The organism is Halomonas sp. N3-2A, assembly GCF_002216165.1.
In the GTDB taxonomy this organism is placed as follows: Bacteria; Pseudomonadota; Gammaproteobacteria; order Pseudomonadales; family Halomonadaceae; genus Vreelandella.
In genome coordinates this window covers 1912050-1930004 of record NZ_CP022286.1, presented here as the reverse complement: position 1 = coordinate 1930004, position 17955 = coordinate 1912050, and the positions used below count along the sequence as shown (strand labels likewise).

Below are 17955 nucleotides of genomic sequence, written 5' to 3'. Positions count from 1 at the left end.
TAGGGTGGCCACTCCACCATCATCTAGCCCCTAAAATGATAATAACGAGTAATAATAACCCAGGGCATATTGCTACCATGACAACCACGCCTGCTACCTTGATGGTCGTTGATGACGACTCGGAAATCCGCGAACTGTTGGCAGACTATTTAGGGCGTCACGGCTATCACGTGTTGACCGCCGACGGGGCAGATTCGCTGTATCAGCAACTGGTTGATCAATCGCCAGACTTATTGGTCGTTGACGTCATGATGCCGGGGGATGACGGTTTTACTATCTGCCGGGAGCTGCGCAAAACCAGCGATACGCCGATTATTATGCTCACCGCCAGTGCCGATGATACCGACCGCATTTTGGGGCTTGAGTTAGGCGCTGATGACTATATCGCTAAGCCCTTCAATCCTCGTGAGTTGCTGGCGCGGATTAAAGCGGTGTTGCGTCGAGCCCGCCCGGCAGCAACTGGCGCGCCGACCCAAGAGGCTCGCTGGGTTCGCTTTGGCGACTGGCAACTGGATCGTATGACCCGCGAACTGATTGACCAGGAAGGTATTCGCACCGCACTTTCCGGTGCAGACTTCCAACTACTGCAGGTGTTTCTGGAGCGGCCTGCCACCGTCATTACTCGCGATGATCTCTACACATTGACCCGCGGCCGTGAAGCACCACCGCTAGACCGCTCGATTGACGTACATGTGTGCCGCTTGCGCCAGCGGTTGGGGGAAGATGCACAGCACTCACAACTGATTCGCACCGTGCGTGGGGCTGGTTATGTGTTGACCGCCAGGGTAGAAGCCGCTTCGTGAAAGGCATTAAGCGCATCCTCGCGAGCTGGTTGCCAAGCAGTCTACGTGGGCGCTTTGTGGTCATTATGATTACGGGCGTGCTGGTTGCTCAAGCGGCTAGCTATGCGCTATGGACTTCCCAGGTGCGGGCCAGCCAGCTTGAACAGTTAGATGAGCTTTCCAGCAACATGGCCTTCAGTATTGCCTCGACCATGCGGTTTTTCCGTTCGCTGCCGGTAGATTATCGACACATTGTGTTGGATCAGCTGCGTAGCATGGGTGGCACGCGTTTTTTTGTCAGCGTGAATGAGCGACGCATTCATGTCGAAGATATTGGCAGCGGCCCGGAAAAAGAGGTCGTGGTAGACAACGTGCGCTCTATTTTGACCCAGCAGCTCTCCATTGACGATGTGGTAGTGGAATTTTCCCGCCCGGAAAGCTTGCGTGTCTTCAATAACGAAGTGCTGCTTTACGATTTACCACCCCGTTGGGGGCAGCACAGTCTGTTAATGGAGCCGCTTTCGCCCCCTATCTTAGTGGTGCAGTTGGAGTTGGCTCCGGATACCTGGCTTTACGTGGCCACACTACTGGGCGTCCCGGATATTTTTAGCGGCTACCGTTGGCTGTCTGAAGAGCGTTTATTGGTCGGCGTGTTGGTGCTGCTAAGCGTGCTGGCGCTTTCGTTACTAGGTATTACCAGTGTAACTCGGCCGTTGGCACGGCTTTCCCGAGCAGCACGTCAGTTGGGTGATGATTTGGCTAGCCCGCCACTTAAAGAGAGCGGCCCTAAAGAAGTGGCCGCTACCGCAGCGGCCTTTAATCGTATGCAGCGGCGCATTCAAGAACAGGTTGATGAGCGCGAGCGGCTGTTTTCGGCGATTTCTCATGATCTTAAGACTCCCATTACACGCATGCGGCTGCGTGCCGAAATGCTCGATGATGCGGCTCAGCGTGAACGTTTTTGCGCCTCGCTTGACGAGTTGAGTGAGCTGGTCAAAGGCGCACTGGCCTCGGTCAAAGGGTTGGATCTGCATGAAGAACCCCAGCCTACAGATCTTAACGCGCTGTTGTTGGAGATTGCCGAAGGGTTACGCCTGTACGGCGGTGAGGTATCACTCCATGGCGCTGTGTTACCGCTAACCGTTAAGCCTCTGGCGCTAAAACGCTGCTTAGCAAACCTGCTTGAAAACGCGGTGTTTTACGGCCAGAAAGCAACCGTAACGCTGGCAGAGCAGGCGGGCATCGTAACATTGCGCATTCATGATGATGGGCCAGGTATTCCTGATGCGCAGCTTTCCCGAGTATTTTCACCTTTTGTGCGTCTGGAAGCCTCTCGAAGCCGTTATACCGGTGGCAGTGGCCTGGGACTTGGCATTGCCAGACATATTGCCCGTGCTCATGGAGGTGATATCGTCTTATCGAATCACTCGGCAGGCGGGTTAGTGGCCACGTTAACGCTACCGCGCCAAACGAGTGTTACTGACTTGTAATAAAACCCTAACACTATTAATAAATTGCCAAGACTATGCAGGACTCGGTAACTCCCGTTGTGTGCCAGGGTGGCGTACTCTGCTGTGAGTCGTTCAGTCGAGCATCATCAGCAACGACATCTCATAAGCACAAAAACAACAGCACAATAACAACAGCAGGAGCTATTCATGCCGAGTATCAATATGCCCGTATTTAACGTGCCTACGTTTAAAAAGTCCGTATTCGCATTAGCCGTGGCGGCTGGCACCAGCATGGCGGCCAGCACCAGCCAAGCCAACGAAGTGGAAGTGCTGCACTGGTGGACCTCAGGCGGTGAAGCCCGCGCAGCAAACGTCCTCAAAGAGTTAATGGAAGCCGAAGGCTATGGCTGGCAGGATTTCGCTGTGGCCGGGGGTGGTGGTGAAACCGCCATGACGGTACTTAAGTCTCGTGCAATGTCTGGTAACCCGCCTTCCGCTGCGCTCATTAATGGCCCCGAAATTCAAGAGTGGGGCAAGCTCGGCCTTCTGGGTAATTTAGACGAGGTCGCTGCCGCTGAAGGCTGGAATGACCTACTACCTGAAATAGTTGCCGATATTATGCGCTACGACGGCCACTATGTTGCCGTCCCCGCGAACGTTCACCGTGTTAATTGGCTATGGGCGAACCCTGACGTTCTTGAAGCGGCAGGCGTTGAAATGCCCACCACGCTGGATGAGCTTTTTACCGCTGGTGAAGCCATTCGTGAGGCGGGTTTTGTACCGCTAGCCCATGGTGGCCAAGCGTGGCAAGACGCAACGGTGTTTGAAAGTGTCGTGCTGGGTAGCCAGGGAGCCGAGTTTTATCAGCAGGCGCTGGTGGAGCTAGACCCAGAGGCGCTTGGTGGGGAGCAGATGATCGCTGCGCTAGAAGACTTTAAGCGTCTACGTGAGCTGATGGATGAGGGCATGTCTGGCCGCGATTGGAACATTGCCACTGCCATGGTCATTGAAGGCACTGCAGGCTTCCAGATAATGGGTGACTGGGCCAAAGGGGAGTTCACCGCCGCAGGCCTTACTGCCGGTGAAGACTATCTGTGCGCGGCGGCGCCCGGTACTGAAGACGCCTTTACGTTGAATATCGATAGCCTAACGATGTTTCGAATGAGCGACGACGCCGGGCGTGAGGCTCAGCAGACCCTGGCACGCTTAGTCTTAGAGCCGACTTTCCAGGAAGCTTTTAACCTTGCCAAAGGCTCCATTCCTGCGCGAGCCGACCTAGATATAAGTGAGTTTGATAGCTGTGCTCAGCAGTCACTTGCTGACTTCCAACGCACCGCTGATGAAGGCGGTTTAGTCCCCAGCTTGGCTCACGGGATGGCGGTGCGCGCGGATGTCCAGGGAGCGATCTTTGATGTTGTGACCAATTACTTCAATGACACCAATATGCCTGCCGAAGAAGCTGCTGAACGGTTGGTAAGTGCGGCTGAAACCGCCTCTTTCTAAGCCACTGCGTACTTTTAATAAGTGACGTAACTAGCGCCGCCGCAACGGCGGTGCTAGCGGCTGACTGGCGAGGGATATTCTCATGAGTGAACCCACGACGCGCACTGCAGTGCGGCCGACGGCGTCTGGCTGGCTTCAAGCCTGGCTACCCCGTTTGGTACTTGCCCCTTCTGTTGCGGTGTCTCTGTTTTTTGTTTACGGCTTTATGTTGTGGACTTTTGTGTTGTCGCTAACCAGCTCGCGTATGTTGCCTAGCTACGATTTTGTTGGTTTTGGCCAATATACGCGGCTAATGGCCAACGAGCGTTGGTGGATAGCCTCTACCAATCTGATGCTGTTTGGCGTGCTGTTTATTGTGATTTGTTTGGTGATTGGCGCGCTGTTGGCAATTCTACTGGATCAGAAAATTCGCCAAGAGGGCGCGCTGCGCACGATTTATCTCTACCCCATGGCACTGTCGTTTATTGTTACGGGCGTGGTATGGAAGTGGCTGCTGAATCCCCAGCTGGGCATTCAGGCGATGGTGCAAAGCTGGGGGTTTGAGTCGTTTCGCTTCGACTGGATCGTTGATCCTGATATGGCGATTTATACCCTGGTGATTGCAGCGGTTTGGCAGGCATCCGGCTTTGTGATGGCGCTCTTTTTGGCAGGGCTGCGGGGCATTGATGACAGCATCGTCAAAGCTGCTCAGTTAGACGGTGCTAGCCTGCCGCGTATTTACTGGCGGGTGGTGATGCCGTGCCTGCGCCCGGTGGTGTTCAGCGCGGTGATGATTCTGGCCCATATTGCGATTAAGAGCTTTGATTTAGTGGTAGCACTAACCGGCGGCGGGCCTGGCTACGCCACCGATCTGCCGGCCACCTTTATGTACACCCACGCCTTTAATCGTGCTCAGATCGGACTCGGCTCTGCTAGCGCTATGTTAATGCTCGGTGGTGTTCTGGCGATTTTGATTCCTTACCTCTATTCCGAACTAAGGAGCCGTAAACATGGCTAACGTGATTCGTCGGCAAACGCCTGCCGCACGGCTGTTACGTGCTGTGCTTTATGGCGTACTTGTTGTGGCGGGGCTGTTTTATATCCTGCCGATGGTGGTCATGCTGATGACCTCTATTAAACCGTTGAGCGAAATAAGTGCGGGAACGCTGCTATCGCTGCCGCAAAACCCAACCCTTGAACCCTGGACGAAAGCCTGGGGAGAAGCGTGTACCGGTATGCGCTGTGAAGGTGTCGGCGGTTACTTTTGGAACTCCTTTGCAATGGTGATTCCTGCCGTGCTGATCTCCACCACGGTTGGGGCGCTAAACGGCTATGCGCTGACCAAATGGCGCTTTAAAGGCTCTGAATTGGTCTTTGCATTGATGCTATTTGGTTGCTTTATCCCGTTTCAGGTGGTGTTGTTACCAATGGCACAAACCTTGGGTTGGTTAGGGCTTTCCAGCTCACGTGCGGGGCTGATTCTGGTGCATGTGGTTTTTGGCATTGCCTTTACCACGCTGTTTTTTCGCAACTTCTATGTCGGAATTCCTAACGAGCTGGTCTCTGCGGCGAAGCTGGATGGCGCGGGATTCTTCCGTATTTTCTGGCGCATTTTATTACCGGTTTCCGCGCCGATTATTGTCGTGTCAGTTATCTGGCAATTTACCCAGATTTGGAATGACTTTTTGTTCGGCGTGGCGTTCTCGGCCCACAACACCCAGCCGGTGACGGTGGCGCTCAACAATTTGGTCAATACGTCCACTGGTGTGCGTGAGTACAACGTCGATATGGCCGCCGCGATGATTGCAGCACTGCCAACGCTGGTGGTGTATGTGCTGGCCGGAAAGTATTTCGTGCGCGGGCTGACGGCAGGCTCCGTGAAAGGCTAATAACAATCAGATTGGTGACAACTTTCTAAAGGTTTCTTTAGCAAGGTCAGAATCAACCCGTAGCGGGGGTCTTTCGCCATGGATGGCGAAAGTAGCGTCCAGGGAAGGATTTACAGCGCCCCCGCCAAGGGTTGTTCAGACCGGAATAACAACTTTGTCAGCAGTCTTACAATGGGGTTTTCATTATGGCAGCGTTAGAAATTCACAACGTGCGCAAAGAGTTCGGCAGCGAGCGGGTGCTGAAAGATGTCAGTATTTCGATTGACTCCGGTGAGTTCCTGATTTTGGTGGGGCCATCTGGCTGTGGTAAATCCACGCTGATGAACGCCATCGCCGGGCTGGAGCCAGTGACTAGCGGCAATATCTATATCGACGGCGAAGACGTCACTTGGCGCACGCCCGCTGAGCGGGATATTGCCATGGTGTTTCAGTCCTACGCGCTCTATCCCAGCATGACCGTACGGCAAAACATCAGCTTTGGGCTGGAAATGCGCAAGGTACCCAAAGCCGAGCGTGTCGGTGCCGTAGAGCGCGTGGCCGACCTGTTGCAAATCTCCCACTTGCTTGAACGTAAGCCTGCCCAGCTTTCGGGTGGCCAGCGTCAGCGGGTGGCCATGGGGCGGGCGCTGGCCCGTGAACCCAAGGTGTATCTATTTGACGAGCCGCTATCAAATCTGGACGCAAAGCTGCGGGTGGATATGCGTACCGAGATTAAAAAGCTCCACCAGCGCTTAGGCACCACAATTGTTTACGTCACCCATGACCAAGTTGAAGCAATGACCCTGGCCGACTGCATTGCGGTGATGCGTGATGGCAATATCCTGCAGCTTGGTAGCCCCGATGAGGTGTATAACAACCCGGTCGATATGTTCGTCGCAGGCTTTATGGGGTCACCATCGATGAACTTTATTCGCGCGACGCTAGAGGCGGCGGGCGATGGCTATGCACTACGTATTGCCACCCCTGATGAAGATGATCTCTTGCTGCCATGGCCCTCTGGACGCAATGCAGCGGGGCTTGTGGAACAGCTGAATAAGCCAATTATTCTTGGGCTGCGACCAGAACACTTCAGCGAGGAGGATGTTCGGCTGAGCGAGCAGGCGGAAGGGACATTAATGGAGGCCAAGGTAAGCGTCGTTGAGCCGACCGGTGCCGATATTCTGCTACGCCTGCCGCTGGGAGAGCAGGAAATCACCGCTAGGGTAGGGCCTAAATGTGCAATTGCCCCCGGCGAACGCTTGTCGCTACGCGTCGATATGGCCCGCGCCGTGCTGTTTGATGCCGAGACTGAACAGCGCTTGGCTTGAAGCGTAGTGTCATGTCGTACTGATAAGTAAAGAGCCTCTGCTGATGTTAGCAGAGGCTCTTTACTATCGTCCTAATGTCCTCGTTAGCGGCGCATATGCTTTAACTCGCCATTCAGCGCTTTAATGATCGAGTAGCACATCAACAGCATAACAATTGAGAATGGAATGGCCGTTGCTGTCACGCCTGCCTGAAGCGCTGATAAGCCGCCACCAATCAGCAGTACGATAGCGATAAGCCCCTCAACAATTGCCCAAAACATGCGCTGTGGGCGGGGAGCGTCAATTTTTCCGCCGGCCGTGATAGTGTCGATCACCAAAGACCCCGAGTCTGACGAGGTAACAAAGAATATCAGTGCCAACACGATACCTAAGGTGGACATAATACCTGTCAGAGGCAGCTCATTAAGCATGCCAAATAGCGATAATTCAGGTCTGTAGTTGTCGATAACATACTCTTTAACCAAGCTGCTGGCGGGGTTTTCGTAGAGCTGATCTAACGCCGTAGCGCCAAAGACGCCCATCCAAATAAAGATGAACAAGCTGGGAACAAGCAGCACACAGAGCACGAACTCTCGCACTGTACGGCCTCGTGACACGCGGGCGATAAACATGCCGACGAAAGGTGCCCAACTGATCCACCACGCCCAGTAGAAAATAGTCCAGGATTGACGGTAGGCATCATCGTCACGGCCGAAAGGGGCAGATAGAGGCAGAAAGTCAGCAACATAGGTGACAAGCCCGGACATGAAACCGCTTAGCGCAATCAACGTTGGGCCGGCAAACAATACAAAGAAGAAAAACAATACAGCCAGGATCATATTGAATTCAGACAGCTTCTTTAAGCCACCCTCTAGTCCGCGCCATACTGACACTAGCGCGACTGCCGTTACCAGCACGATGACGATCACCTGGGTGGTGGTGTTTACCTCCATGCCAAAGACGAAGTTCATCCCCGCATTCGCTTGTTGTGCGCCAAGCCCAAGGGATGTGGCCAGTCCGAAGAGAGTGGCAAACACTGCCAGAATGTCGATGGCATGACCCCACCAGCCCCAGACACGTTCGCCCAGAATTGGAAAAAATGCTGAACGTATCGAAAATGGCAGGCCTTTGTTATAGGTAAAAATGCCCAGTGCGAGAGCCATCACAACATACACCGCCCAGCCATGCAGCCCCCAGTGAAGATAGGTGCCCGCAAGCCCCATGGCACTAGCATCCGCAATAGCGTCTGGGTTCAGTGTTCCATCACTTCCGAAGGGCGACGTAATACCTAAAGGCAGCGAAACATTGGCGTGGTAAACCGGCTCTAGAACGCCAAAAAACAGTAAGCCGATGCCAATGCCTGCAGTGAACAGCATTGCAAACCAAGAGAGATAGCTATGATCCGGGCGAGCGTCAGGCCCCCCTAGCCTGACTGATCCATAAGGCAAGACCACGAGTGCCAAGCAAAACAGAATAAAGAAATCCACCAGGATCATGAAATACCAGTCCAGGGTTCCCGTGGAAAAAGCGACGATCGACTGAAAAATGCTCCCTGCGCGTTCAGGAAATAGCAGCGTAAGGATAATAAACACGACCGAAGAAAGGGCGGATACAGCAAAAACGCGATTATGGATATCAAATCCGATGGGGCCAAAGCTCCCCTCGATATTATCCTGCCCGACCACGTAGTCGGTTTGCATATCACTAGCCATAGGCGGCGACTCAGGGTCGCTTTTAGTGCTCATAATAGAATTTCCCTTATTATTAATAATGGGCGCATCCGCCGTCTTATCATCTTTATTTTAGGGTGGTAGTGGTTAAATGATGAATCAACGGTTGTTTGTTACGGAGGCGGCGGCTGATAAACGTGCTCGACGCTCTAGGTCGTCCAAGTCTATGTTGTTACGCATATACTGGGTACTGGCATCGAAAGTGGGCTGATAATCCCATGGCGTCACTTTGCCTTGCTTAAGGGCCCGCGAAACCAGTTTGCGGCGCCGTTGACTGGCAATCACTTCATTATGCATTTGCTCATAGTTCCAGCGACTGGCGACCTCATTGCGAAACTCCTTACATAATTCCTGATAAGCAGGGCTTTCGGCGAGATTGTTGAGCTCTAGCGGATCAGCTTCGAGATCGAATAACTGATCTGGGTCTGGTGCAGTGTGGACGAATTTGTAACGACCGCGACGAATCATTAGTAGCGGTGCAATAGCCCCTTCGCCAAGATACTCGCCGATTACCTCGTCGTGACCACCGTTACCCGTCAGGTGCGGCAAGAGGCTGCGACCATCAATCGGCACGGCATACTCCGGTGCACTTCCACCGTGGGCTAGTTCGGCAAACGTTGGCAGCAGATCCATGGTCGACACCGATTCACGCACCCTGCCTGGAGTAAAGCGTTGTGGCGCATGGATAATCATCGGCACGCGTGCCGAGCCCTCGAACCAGCTCATCTTGTACCACAGGCCGCGCTCGCCGAGCATATCACCGTGATCACCTGAGAAAACAATGATGGTGTTTTCAGCGAGGCCAGTCTCCTTCAACGCTTTAAGCACGTCACCGATTTGATCGTCGACATAGCTTAGCGCCCCATAATAAGCATGGCGCGCGTTGCGGATCTGCTCATCGTTGATGGTGCCCTCATCGCACTGGTAAACATGACGCAGCCGCTTGGAGTGTGGATCCATCAGCTCTCTTGAATAGGGCACCCGTGGCATGTCGATGGCGTCGTGCTGGTAGCGGTCCCAGTACTCCTGAGGGATGGTGTAAGGGTCGTGTGGGTGCGTCATTGAAACGGTCAGGCAGAAGGGACGCTGCTCGCCATTGCGGGCATAATCGTAAAGAAAGCGCTTTGCTCGGAAAGCGACTTCATCGTCGAAGTCGAGCTGGTTGGAGCGCACGCATGGCCCCGCCTGAATCACCGACGACATATTGTGGTAGTAACTAGGCCGTTCATGAAAGTTTTCCCAGTCGACAAACCAGCCATAGTCGGCCGGGTAGATGTCGGTGGTCAGCCGTTCCTCGAAACCATGCAACTGGTCAGGGCCGCAGAAATGCATCTTGCCGGTGAGGGCAGTGTAGTAACCAGCATCGCGTAGATAATGGGCGAAAGTGGGAGTGTCCGCTGGAAAATCAGCGGCATTGTCATAACCTCCAATACGTGACGGCAATTGACCTGCCATCAGCGTAAAACGAGATGGCGCGCACAGCGGGGTGTTGCAGTAGGCTGAGTCGAACACTACCCCTTCATCTGCCAATCGTGAGAGGTGGGGAGTCTTTACGATGGGGTGGCCGTGGAAGGGCATCGCCGAGGCTGCTATCTGGTCGGCCATCAGAAAGAGAATGTTAGGTTGTCGAGCAGTCATGTGCAGAAACTCCAGGTCGTGGCGCGTATCAATTCTTAACCAGTCTCTCTGCTAATCCGTTATGCTGTAAACTGGCTATTTTTTAATGTTTCCCATTAGGTGAGCTAATGTCAGTGGCGGGTAAAAGGGTGTCGCAGAATGGATTGAGAGTCTTTGAGGCAGCAGCCAGACATCTGAGCTTTACTGCAGCAGCTCATGAACTGCGTTCGACCCAGTCGGCGGTCAGCCAGCAGGTTCGGGCGTTGGAAGAAGAGCTTGGCTTGCGGCTTTTTGACCGGGTATACCGTGGCGTGCGACTGACCGAATCTGGTCATGCGCTGTTTGCCAGTGTTCAGGAGGGGTTTTCGATCATCGAGGAGACGATCGAACGGCTGCAGCATCGCCAGCATAATCCGCACGTCAATATTTTGACCGATTTTTCGTTGGCTGCTTACTGGCTGATGCCGCGGCTGCCGATATTTCGGCAGCAGCACCCTAATATCGACGTGCGCATTTTAACTAGCCAGGAAGTCTTTGATTGGAGAGGGCAAGAGGTCGATGTGGCCATTATGTTCTGTGATGAACGGGGGATGAAAAACGCTTCTCCATTGTTTCAGGAAGAGGTTTTTCCCGTCTGTAGTGCTGGTTTTTTGAAGCAGTACGGCCCTTTGGAACAGCTCTCATCGCTTGCTGAAGTCCCCATGCTGACCCTTACCGCTGATCAACGGCAGCACTGGCTGGATTGGCCGACATACTTCAAGCAAATGGGCGGGACGCCTTATGGGCAATCTTCCGAATTGGATTTCAATAACTATACGCTGTTGATTCAAGCGGCGATTGCAGGACAAGGCGTAGCGCTGGGTTGGAGAGGGCTAGTCGAAGACATGCTTGAGCGTGGCATGCTGGTCGGACTGAAGCATCTCAGTCTGGCGACGCCTAATGGTTACGGCATCATTGATGCCAACCCAAATGACAATGGGGCTGGCAAACGCACGTTTCTCGATTGGATCGCCTCGAACCATCCCATTTAACGATCTTGTGCAACGGGCTCTTTATCGAGCCGTTTGATTTGCCTCCACAGGTCTTGGCGTAGATCGGCCAACTTGGGTTGCTCTTCATCCGTAAAGGCCACCGGGCGACATAGACGCTGGGCGCGTAGCCCTAAACGGGCGCTCAGCAGGCCCGTGGCCAAGCCTTGGCCCGCACGGGCGGAAAGCCTGCCTGCTAAATCAAGCGAAAGCATATCCATGCTGGCGTCAGTGGCCAGTTCACTGGCCCCCGCAAAGGCCATGTTATGCAGCACATTACGGAAAAGCCGTAGACGGCTGGCATAGCCTAGTTCCAATCCATAAAGTCGGCAGAGTCTGTCGACCATGGCAAGGCTGCGCCAGGCCACCAGTGCCATATCCACCAATGTAAGTGGGCTGATAGCCACCGTAATGGCCGTTTCGCCGGACATACGGGTAATCAGCCGCTGGGCTTCGCGGTCGCGGGGTGCCAGTAGGTGGTAGCGCAGCAGTGTTTGTATCTCTTCACCGCTATGGTGGGGCTGGCAGGCGCGTTGAAACGCCTGCCAATGAGGATCATCGTCGCTCAGTTTTAGCTGGCGCTTGAGCTGCTCTGCCATGGATTGGGCTTGCTTGGTAGAGCGCTGTGGCAGCTCGGCGAGGTCATGACGTAATCGATCATGGCGCTTTAAACGGCGCAGACGGCCAAGCTCTTTCAACAACGACAAGCCGCCTAAACCGATCAAGCTAATGCCAAACAGCTGCCAGGCCATGGTCATCCACTGTGACTGGGAAAAGGCGTCTGGAATGCCGGTGGCCAGTTCTACGCTGCCCAACGTAGCACCGCCGACCAGGGCAAACATCAACCCCCAACGGCGCTTTCGGGGTGTGCTCAGGCTCGCTTCCGGAAGTGCTTTGATGTCTGCCTGGGGAGTCAGCGGCTGATGCGATTCAGTCGCGGCAAAGCTTTCACGCTGCCGCAACTGTTCGGGGCTGAGGGCGGGTGCTTCTTGTGTTTGAAAATCCCGGCGCGGCTGAGGATTACTCATATCAATTTATCTCCAATCAGCCAGTCGATAGCGGCGTCCATGCGGATGTGTGAAAGCGCTTCGCTGTCAACAGACATTGGGCGAAAGCTGGGAAAGTCGAAGCCTTGCTGCTGCCAAAAGTCGGGTTTCGGAAGGCGGTTTGGCACGTCACCCGGGTAGACCAGTACGTCTTCACCTTCAAGGGTAGTGCCTTTTAGCGCGGGGGTGCGTTTGCCTTCGTGGAGCACTTCACGGGCTTCAGTGGCGCGTATGGCTGCCAGTGACAATGCCTTCACCGGAATGTCGGCAAAGCGCAGGTCTTTAAGTGGCTCAGCGAGTAACGCCTCCAGCAGTTGCACAACATTGCCGTGCTGGTCGGGCGTCACGTGATCAGCTTTAGTTGCAGCAATGGCCAGACGGTCTATTTTCGGCGCAAATAGGCGCGTCAACAGGCTGCGCTTGCCGTAATCGAAGCTTTGCATCAGTTGGCGCAGCGCATGGGAAAGGTCTTCAAAGCGTTCCGGCCCGGCATTAAGCGCACCAAGCACATCGACCAGCACAATCTGACGGTCGAAACGACGGAAATGGTCACGATAAAAGGGCCGTACCACTTGCTGCTGATAGTAGCGAAAGCGCGCGGCCAAGGTGGCGTAAATACTAGTATCAGGTAGTGCTTCCAGGGTTTCTTTTGGTGCATTTAATTCAGGTAGCGGAAAAAATTGTAGGACTGGCGCGCCATCTAGCTCGCCAGGGAGCAAAAAACGTCCTGGCTGAAGATCGGAAAATCCTGCTTGTTTGGCCCGGCGAAGACCTTGGGCATAGGCATCTGCGAGCGCTGCCAGTTTAGCTTCATCAGCCTCGGCGGCAGGGTCTAGTTGTTCAGCCTCCGCTAGCCATTCGCTGAATAACACCTTCCGGTGTGGTCCTTCATGCAGTGACTGCGCCTGGCACCAGCTGTAAAAATCGTGCTGTAACAGGGGTAAATCCAGCAGCCACTCGCCTGGGTAGTCGAACAAGTCGAGGGTTAAGTGGGCAATGTCTGGGGTGAACCAGCCTTGTTGGGCAGGGCGGTAGCGTAGCTGTAAGCGCAGTTCACTGATGCCACGGGTGGGTTCGGGCCAGCGCGGCGGCGTCGCACGTAGCGCCGCCATGCCAGGATCATAGGGGAAACGCGGCACGCCAAGGTCAGGCTGGTTCAACCGCTGCGCACCGAGCAAACGCCCTTCACGGGCGGCGGGTAACAAGTCCAGTTGAGCCTCTACCCCAGCGTGGCGCAGTTGGTTAACCAGTGACGTTAGAAACGCGGTTTTCCCTGCCTGAGACAGCCCCGTTACCGCCAGCCTTAATTGCCGGTCACGGCCTCGCTCTAATAAATTGCTCAGTTCGCGACTTAACGGCTGGCGCATCCTATCAATTCCTTATTAGTACAACCTGGGAAAGCATGGGTAGGGTGGCGATGATAAACCCAACCACAGCGACGCTATACCCTGGCCAGCGGCGCTGCATTTTTTGCGCAAGTGTTAAGCCAACTAAGCATACCACCATGCCGATCAGGTTAAAGGCAAAGGTGGCAGCCTCCAGCCATTGCTGTGGATCCATTATGTTTCCCTTAAAAACATTAATTGCTTTGATGATAACAAAGCCTTGATGAACCGAGGATTAACCGCGGCTTAATGTCGTACCTAATAGGTGTTGTGCGCCGGGGACTAGCCATACTGGATCTAGGCGGGTGTTAGCAGCTTCAACGCAAAAAAAGTGACGTGCCGCGTCGGCTGGCGTATCGCTGGGCAAATCACTGTCTGGGTGCCACACCACGGTGGAGTCGCTGGATTGTTTGGCAATACGCAGCGTACGCTGCCCATCGTTCAACAGTACGGCTTCATTGGTGTGATAAATACGGTCGACGGCGCCGCGAATAGCCAGCGTACCCTGTTGTTGGTCTTCGCCAAAACCGCGCAGTTTGTCTAAATAACGTGCGCCGGCCAACCCTTCCAGGCGGCACTGGTGCACATCACTAACCGCCAAATAGGTATGTAGCGCACCGCTGATCTTGACCGGTACTTCGCCAATATTTTCGCTAATTAATTCGACGTTCAAGCGTTGGGCATTCGCTTGAATGACGACGCGAGCGGTTAGCTGACTATGTAGACGCTCGATAGGAGAGAGATGCACTTCAATACCTTCAGCATGGTCATCAATCGCGTCTAAACGCCACTGAGCGTGACGAGCAAGCCCGTGAAAAGGGCCGTTACGGTCAGGGCTTTCATCGGCATAGCGTTCGTCGCCAAACCAGGGCCAGCATAGGGGAATACCACCACGGATCGCACCTGGAAGCGCCTGGGGTGTGGGGGTAACCCAAAGCCAGCCGGTGTCGTCAGCGGGTGCAAAATGCAGCACTTGTGCGCCCTGTAGGCTAATTGCTATTTCTCCCCAAGCCATCTTGAACAGCGCTATGTCGCGCCCTTGCCAGGTTACCTGCTGGTGGCCGTCTACATCGGACAGTAATTGCTTGAGAGAATCGGGAATCATAGGGTTTCCTTGTAAGGAAGGGGATCAAATGGGCAGGACAGTAGCGCCGTGTGCTATGGTAGGACAAGCAACAGTTATACGTAAAACACTGCGGATAAAACGTTGCAGTTAAGATGTTATAGGTAAAACCCTGACGAAAGTGAACATCAAGGAGGCACTATGGGCTTTATTGCGTGGTTGATTATTGGTGGTTTGGCTGGCTGGATCGCTGGCAACATCATGCGTGGCGGTGGTTTTGGTATTTTGGGCAATATTGGTGTCGGTGTTGTTGGCGCAGTGCTTGGCGGGTTTTTATTTAGCCTGTTAGGTCTGCAAGCGGGCGGTTTTATCGGTTCGTTGGTGACCGCAACCGTCGGTGCAGTCGTGTTGTTATGGATAATCAGTAAAGTTAAAAGCGCTTAGCATAGCCAACCTAGTGCATTATTTGCTGCCCGGCCCTGCGCCGGGCAGTGCTGTTTTAGGCGCTCGTTTTTTGCCGCGTTTTAACGTTTCATCGCTATCGGCCTGCGCGCCACTTTCCGTTACACTATGCCCTCTTAGCAATGCCATTTTGACGATGTCGTTACAACGGCGTCTCTTTTTATTTTAAGCGGCCTTATTGTGTAGGCTGCTCACTCTTTTTTATTTTCATTAATAGCTTCCTGTTTCTTAGAGGTGTCTTTTGGCCGATGCACTGAATGCCTGGTGGGCTCAACAGCTTGTGCTGTGTGATTGGGCCTTTACGCCGCATCCGCTGACGGTGGATGCGGGAGCGGCCGAACAACGTCTGCTACAGCTGGGTATTGCACACCGTGGCGAGTTGGCTGATCAGCTCTTTTTTGCGCTGGATGCCCCAGCCGGTGAAGCTGATCGACTATTGGGGGCGCTAGAGTGGGCAGCGCTAGCAGGCGCGGCAGGCTGGCTGACACAATCTCAGGCGCAAACGTGGGCGCATCATATTACCCTTCGTATTACGTCTGACTACAGCGATCTGCGCGCTTGGCTTTCCGACCTGCGCCGAGCGCTTGGCGTGAAAGGGTGGGAAACCGGCGCGGATGATCGCTTTATTGACGCTTGTCAGGCGCTAGCGGATTTAGAAAGTGAAGGCGAAGGCATCACTTGGCAAGTTCTTGATGCCGCACTGGCACGATTATGTGAACCCCAGGCGCTATGGCCAGAGAGCCAATCAGCACAGCCGTGGCGTCTATGTGCGCTTTTTCGCTCTGTGCTCAGTTACCCGGCAAGTGCTGCTGACTGGCCAGACGCCCCCGAATGGCTAGCACGTATCTGGCAGGTTCATGATCGCGATCAGTTGCTTGAAGTGATGCTGTGGTTAAGCGCCCAGGGGGAGCGGCAGAGCTGGGATATCGAAGCCCGTGAACTGCTCACTATGGACCATGCTCAGCGCCAAGAGTGGCAGCGGGGTGCTGTTGCGGATGCCCCTTATGCACCGGTGTTGACTACATTCGTCAGCCAAGGTGAGCCACTGGAGTGGGCCGCTTGGGACTGGTTACGCCTGGTTGAATTGGCGTGGGCGGGCGCTTGCTGCGGCTGGTTAAGCCAAGCGGAGGCTGATGATTTGGCAGCGCATGCGGCTGACTTAATAAGCCGTCGTTACCATGATTGGTACGCGGTGCTGAAAGCCTATATGCGAGGCCAAAGCTTGTTTGAAGGGGTCGATCGGCGTGGTATGACGCCGAGTACACGGCATAAGCTCCTGACGCAGGCGCCTCATAGTCCGTGGAAATGTCCACTAAGCTCGCTGCTGGATGAGCCAACGCTGAGTGCATCTCGTGAACGCATTAAACAGTGGAGGAATACTTCCCATCATTGGTTACTGGCCCTGGCCAGCGTGCGAGAACCTGATGTAATGCTGCGTCAGTTGAATCCATCAGCGCCTATTTCAGAGCAGCGCCGAGCCGAGGCGGCGGTCTACCTTCAGGATTCGTTAGACCTGCATGCTGATGAGGGACACCAAGCGTTGGTGCGCTATTGGCTACCGGCCCAGGCGCACCATCTTAATCAGCTTGCCGCAGACGCCGTTCATGGCGTTATACCGCCATCGCAGACGCCGTTTGGTCAGCCTACGCCTGACGAGCTAAAGCAGCGTAATGCAGTAAAAGGGGTTAGCCGTCATGCTGCCACTATTCATATGGCAGAGAAGTTCGCGTTTTACTTACATATGGCGCTGGATAGCAGCCTATTTGAGCGTGAACCACTGATGACGCATGCCAGCGCTTTGCGTAGTTGCCTGTGTCGCTTTTATGCCACACCAAAGCGTTTGCTTGAAGCATGGTTTGCTTGGGAAAGCTGCTTACCAGAGCCGGAGCACGATTCATTAATTAATGAAATTGCCTGGCACTTAGAGGATCCCGGCAGTCTTTTCCATTGGTTGAATTGGCATCCTGATGCGTGGTGTGAACCTGGTGAACGGCCAACGCTAAGTCATTTTACGGCCATGTCGCTGGTTGGGCCGCTTAATAGCGCTGTGTGGAGTGAGCCTCAAGTGGAAAGCCCTAGAGAGTGCGCTGATATCCGTGAATGGGTGGAAAGCCATTATCATCTGACCAGTGCTGATGACATGCAGGAATTCTTGACCTTCATGCTCGAGTCTGGGGATCGTCAGGAGTACCAGATTAACTATGCGCCCTACACACTTAATCCTGATCGCTTAGATGCCGAAATCGCTATTTTAGAGTCGGGTGATTGTGCCGAGGAGGAGCGCCATCATCTGCTCCGCCTGCGTCGGGTGCAAAGTAATGAAGATGGTTGTAACGATGTAGATATGGCTGCCTGGGACATTGCTCAATTAGTCGACCTCGCCATTGCGGCGCGCCAGCTTGGTTGGTTAGACCGGCAAGCGTTTGCCGACGTGTTGGATCGTGCTTATAAGCTGGCGGCTAATCACTATTCTGGCTGGCAAGAGTACTCCGCGGGAATGTACGCCGGTTTTTCGTTTTTTATGGGCGAAACACCTGAGCGAGAAAGCTTTCTGGCTGGGTTTCGGCAGGCGTTAGTCGCATGGTTGTGTGGCGCCCCTATACTGGCTGGTCCCTGGGCGAGCCTTGATTTTCCTGGTAATAAACCGCGCCACTTTGCGCCGCTACATATCGATACGTTACCGGGCGATCAGCGAATTTTGCATTGAAGCTCGCCAAGCACAGGGTAATTAGCT

At 54.2% G+C, this 17955-nt stretch carries 16 protein-coding genes; 9 read left to right on the top strand and 7 right to left on the bottom strand.

Annotated features, from left to right (window positions below; all coding sequences use genetic code 11):
- The first annotated feature begins 77 nt into the window (after window positions 1–77).
- The 6 genes from CEK60_RS09165 to CEK60_RS09140 all read left to right on the top strand — a co-directional run bounded on the left by CEK60_RS09165 (window position 78) and on the right by CEK60_RS09140 (window position 6911).
- Window positions 78–803 (top strand): response regulator, encoded by a 726-nt coding sequence (locus CEK60_RS09165; protein ID WP_089038753.1) that lies wholly within the window; start codon window positions 78–80, stop codon window positions 801–803.
- On the top strand, window positions 800–2272 hold the full coding sequence (locus tag CEK60_RS09160) for an ATP-binding protein (RefSeq protein ID WP_089038752.1): 1473 nt from the start codon (window positions 800–802) through the stop codon (window positions 2270–2272). Before CEK60_RS09165 ends, CEK60_RS09160 begins: the two co-directional genes overlap by 4 nt.
- A 168-nt stretch (window positions 2273–2440) precedes the next feature.
- A complete protein-coding gene (locus CEK60_RS09155; RefSeq protein ID WP_089038751.1) occupies window positions 2441–3736 on the top strand; it encodes an ABC transporter substrate-binding protein in 1296 nt (431 codons plus the stop codon).
- A gap of 82 nt (window positions 3737–3818) precedes the next feature.
- Window positions 3819–4733, top strand: coding sequence for a carbohydrate ABC transporter permease (locus CEK60_RS09150; protein ID WP_089038750.1), 915 nt, complete (start codon window positions 3819–3821; stop codon window positions 4731–4733).
- Window positions 4726–5604: a carbohydrate ABC transporter permease gene (locus CEK60_RS09145; RefSeq protein WP_089038749.1), complete on the top strand. Its 879-nt coding sequence runs from the start codon at window positions 4726–4728 to the stop codon at window positions 5602–5604. The genes CEK60_RS09150 and CEK60_RS09145 overlap by 8 nt, the downstream gene beginning before the upstream one ends.
- Before the next feature lie 185 nt (window positions 5605–5789).
- Window positions 5790–6911: an ABC transporter ATP-binding protein gene (locus CEK60_RS09140; RefSeq protein ID WP_089038748.1), complete on the top strand. Its 1122-nt coding sequence runs from the start codon at window positions 5790–5792 to the stop codon at window positions 6909–6911.
- Window positions 6912–6994: 83 nt separating this feature from the next.
- Here the strand turns inward: CEK60_RS09140 and CEK60_RS09135 are convergent, their stop codons facing one another.
- Both CEK60_RS09135 and betC read right to left on the bottom strand, forming a co-directional pair.
- Window positions 6995–8635 carry a BCCT family transporter gene (locus tag CEK60_RS09135; RefSeq protein WP_089038747.1) on the bottom strand — a complete coding sequence of 547 codons (1641 nt, stop codon included), beginning with the start codon at window positions 8633–8635 and terminating at the stop codon, window positions 6995–6997.
- 84 nt (window positions 8636–8719) lie between these two features.
- Window positions 8720–10258, bottom strand: coding sequence for a choline-sulfatase (betC, locus tag CEK60_RS09130; RefSeq protein WP_089038746.1), 1539 nt, complete (start codon window positions 10256–10258; stop codon window positions 8720–8722).
- 107 nt (window positions 10259–10365) lie between these two features.
- Here betC and CEK60_RS09125 point away from each other — a divergent pair, with 107 nt between their 5' ends.
- Entirely contained in the window at window positions 10366–11268 is a 903-nt protein-coding gene (locus CEK60_RS09125) for a LysR substrate-binding domain-containing protein (RefSeq protein ID WP_089038745.1), read from the top strand.
- On the opposite strand, the gene CEK60_RS09120 is transcribed toward CEK60_RS09125, so the two are convergent.
- From CEK60_RS09120 to CEK60_RS09105, 4 genes are read right to left on the bottom strand one after another with little or no spacing between them, the layout of a single operon-like run.
- Window positions 11265–12293, bottom strand: a complete 1029-nt coding sequence (locus CEK60_RS09120) for a YcjF family protein (RefSeq protein ID WP_089038744.1) — start codon at window positions 12291–12293, stop codon at window positions 11265–11267. The two genes, CEK60_RS09125 and CEK60_RS09120, sit on opposite strands and share 4 nt — an antisense overlap.
- Window positions 12290–13678, bottom strand: a complete 1389-nt coding sequence (locus tag CEK60_RS09115) for a YcjX family protein (RefSeq protein WP_089038743.1) — start codon at window positions 13676–13678, stop codon at window positions 12290–12292. Before CEK60_RS09115 ends, CEK60_RS09120 begins: the two co-directional genes overlap by 4 nt.
- Window positions 13679–13682: 4 nt before the next feature.
- On the bottom strand, window positions 13683–13871 hold the full coding sequence (locus CEK60_RS09110; RefSeq protein ID WP_038482470.1) for a hypothetical protein: 189 nt from the start codon (window positions 13869–13871) through the stop codon (window positions 13683–13685).
- Between the two features lie 60 nt (window positions 13872–13931).
- A complete protein-coding gene (locus tag CEK60_RS09105; RefSeq protein ID WP_089038742.1) occupies window positions 13932–14801 on the bottom strand; it encodes a D-hexose-6-phosphate mutarotase in 870 nt (289 codons plus the stop codon).
- 159 nt (window positions 14802–14960) lie between these two features.
- Here CEK60_RS09105 and CEK60_RS09100 point away from each other — a divergent pair, with 159 nt between their 5' ends.
- The gene (locus tag CEK60_RS09100) at window positions 14961–15203 is read left to right on the top strand and encodes a GlsB/YeaQ/YmgE family stress response membrane protein (protein WP_009722543.1); all 243 of its coding nucleotides are present in this window, start codon (window positions 14961–14963) and stop codon (window positions 15201–15203) included.
- Window positions 15204–15221: 18 nt separating this feature from the next.
- On the opposite strand, the gene CEK60_RS22800 is transcribed toward CEK60_RS09100, so the two are convergent.
- Window positions 15222–15350, bottom strand: coding sequence for a hypothetical protein (locus CEK60_RS22800; protein WP_269768702.1), 129 nt, complete (start codon window positions 15348–15350; stop codon window positions 15222–15224).
- A gap of 112 nt (window positions 15351–15462) precedes the next feature.
- Here CEK60_RS22800 and CEK60_RS09095 point away from each other — a divergent pair, with 112 nt between their 5' ends.
- Window positions 15463–17928 carry a DUF1266 domain-containing protein gene (locus CEK60_RS09095; RefSeq protein WP_089038741.1) on the top strand — a complete coding sequence of 822 codons (2466 nt, stop codon included), beginning with the start codon at window positions 15463–15465 and terminating at the stop codon, window positions 17926–17928.
- The last annotated feature ends 27 nt before the right edge of the window (window positions 17929–17955 follow it).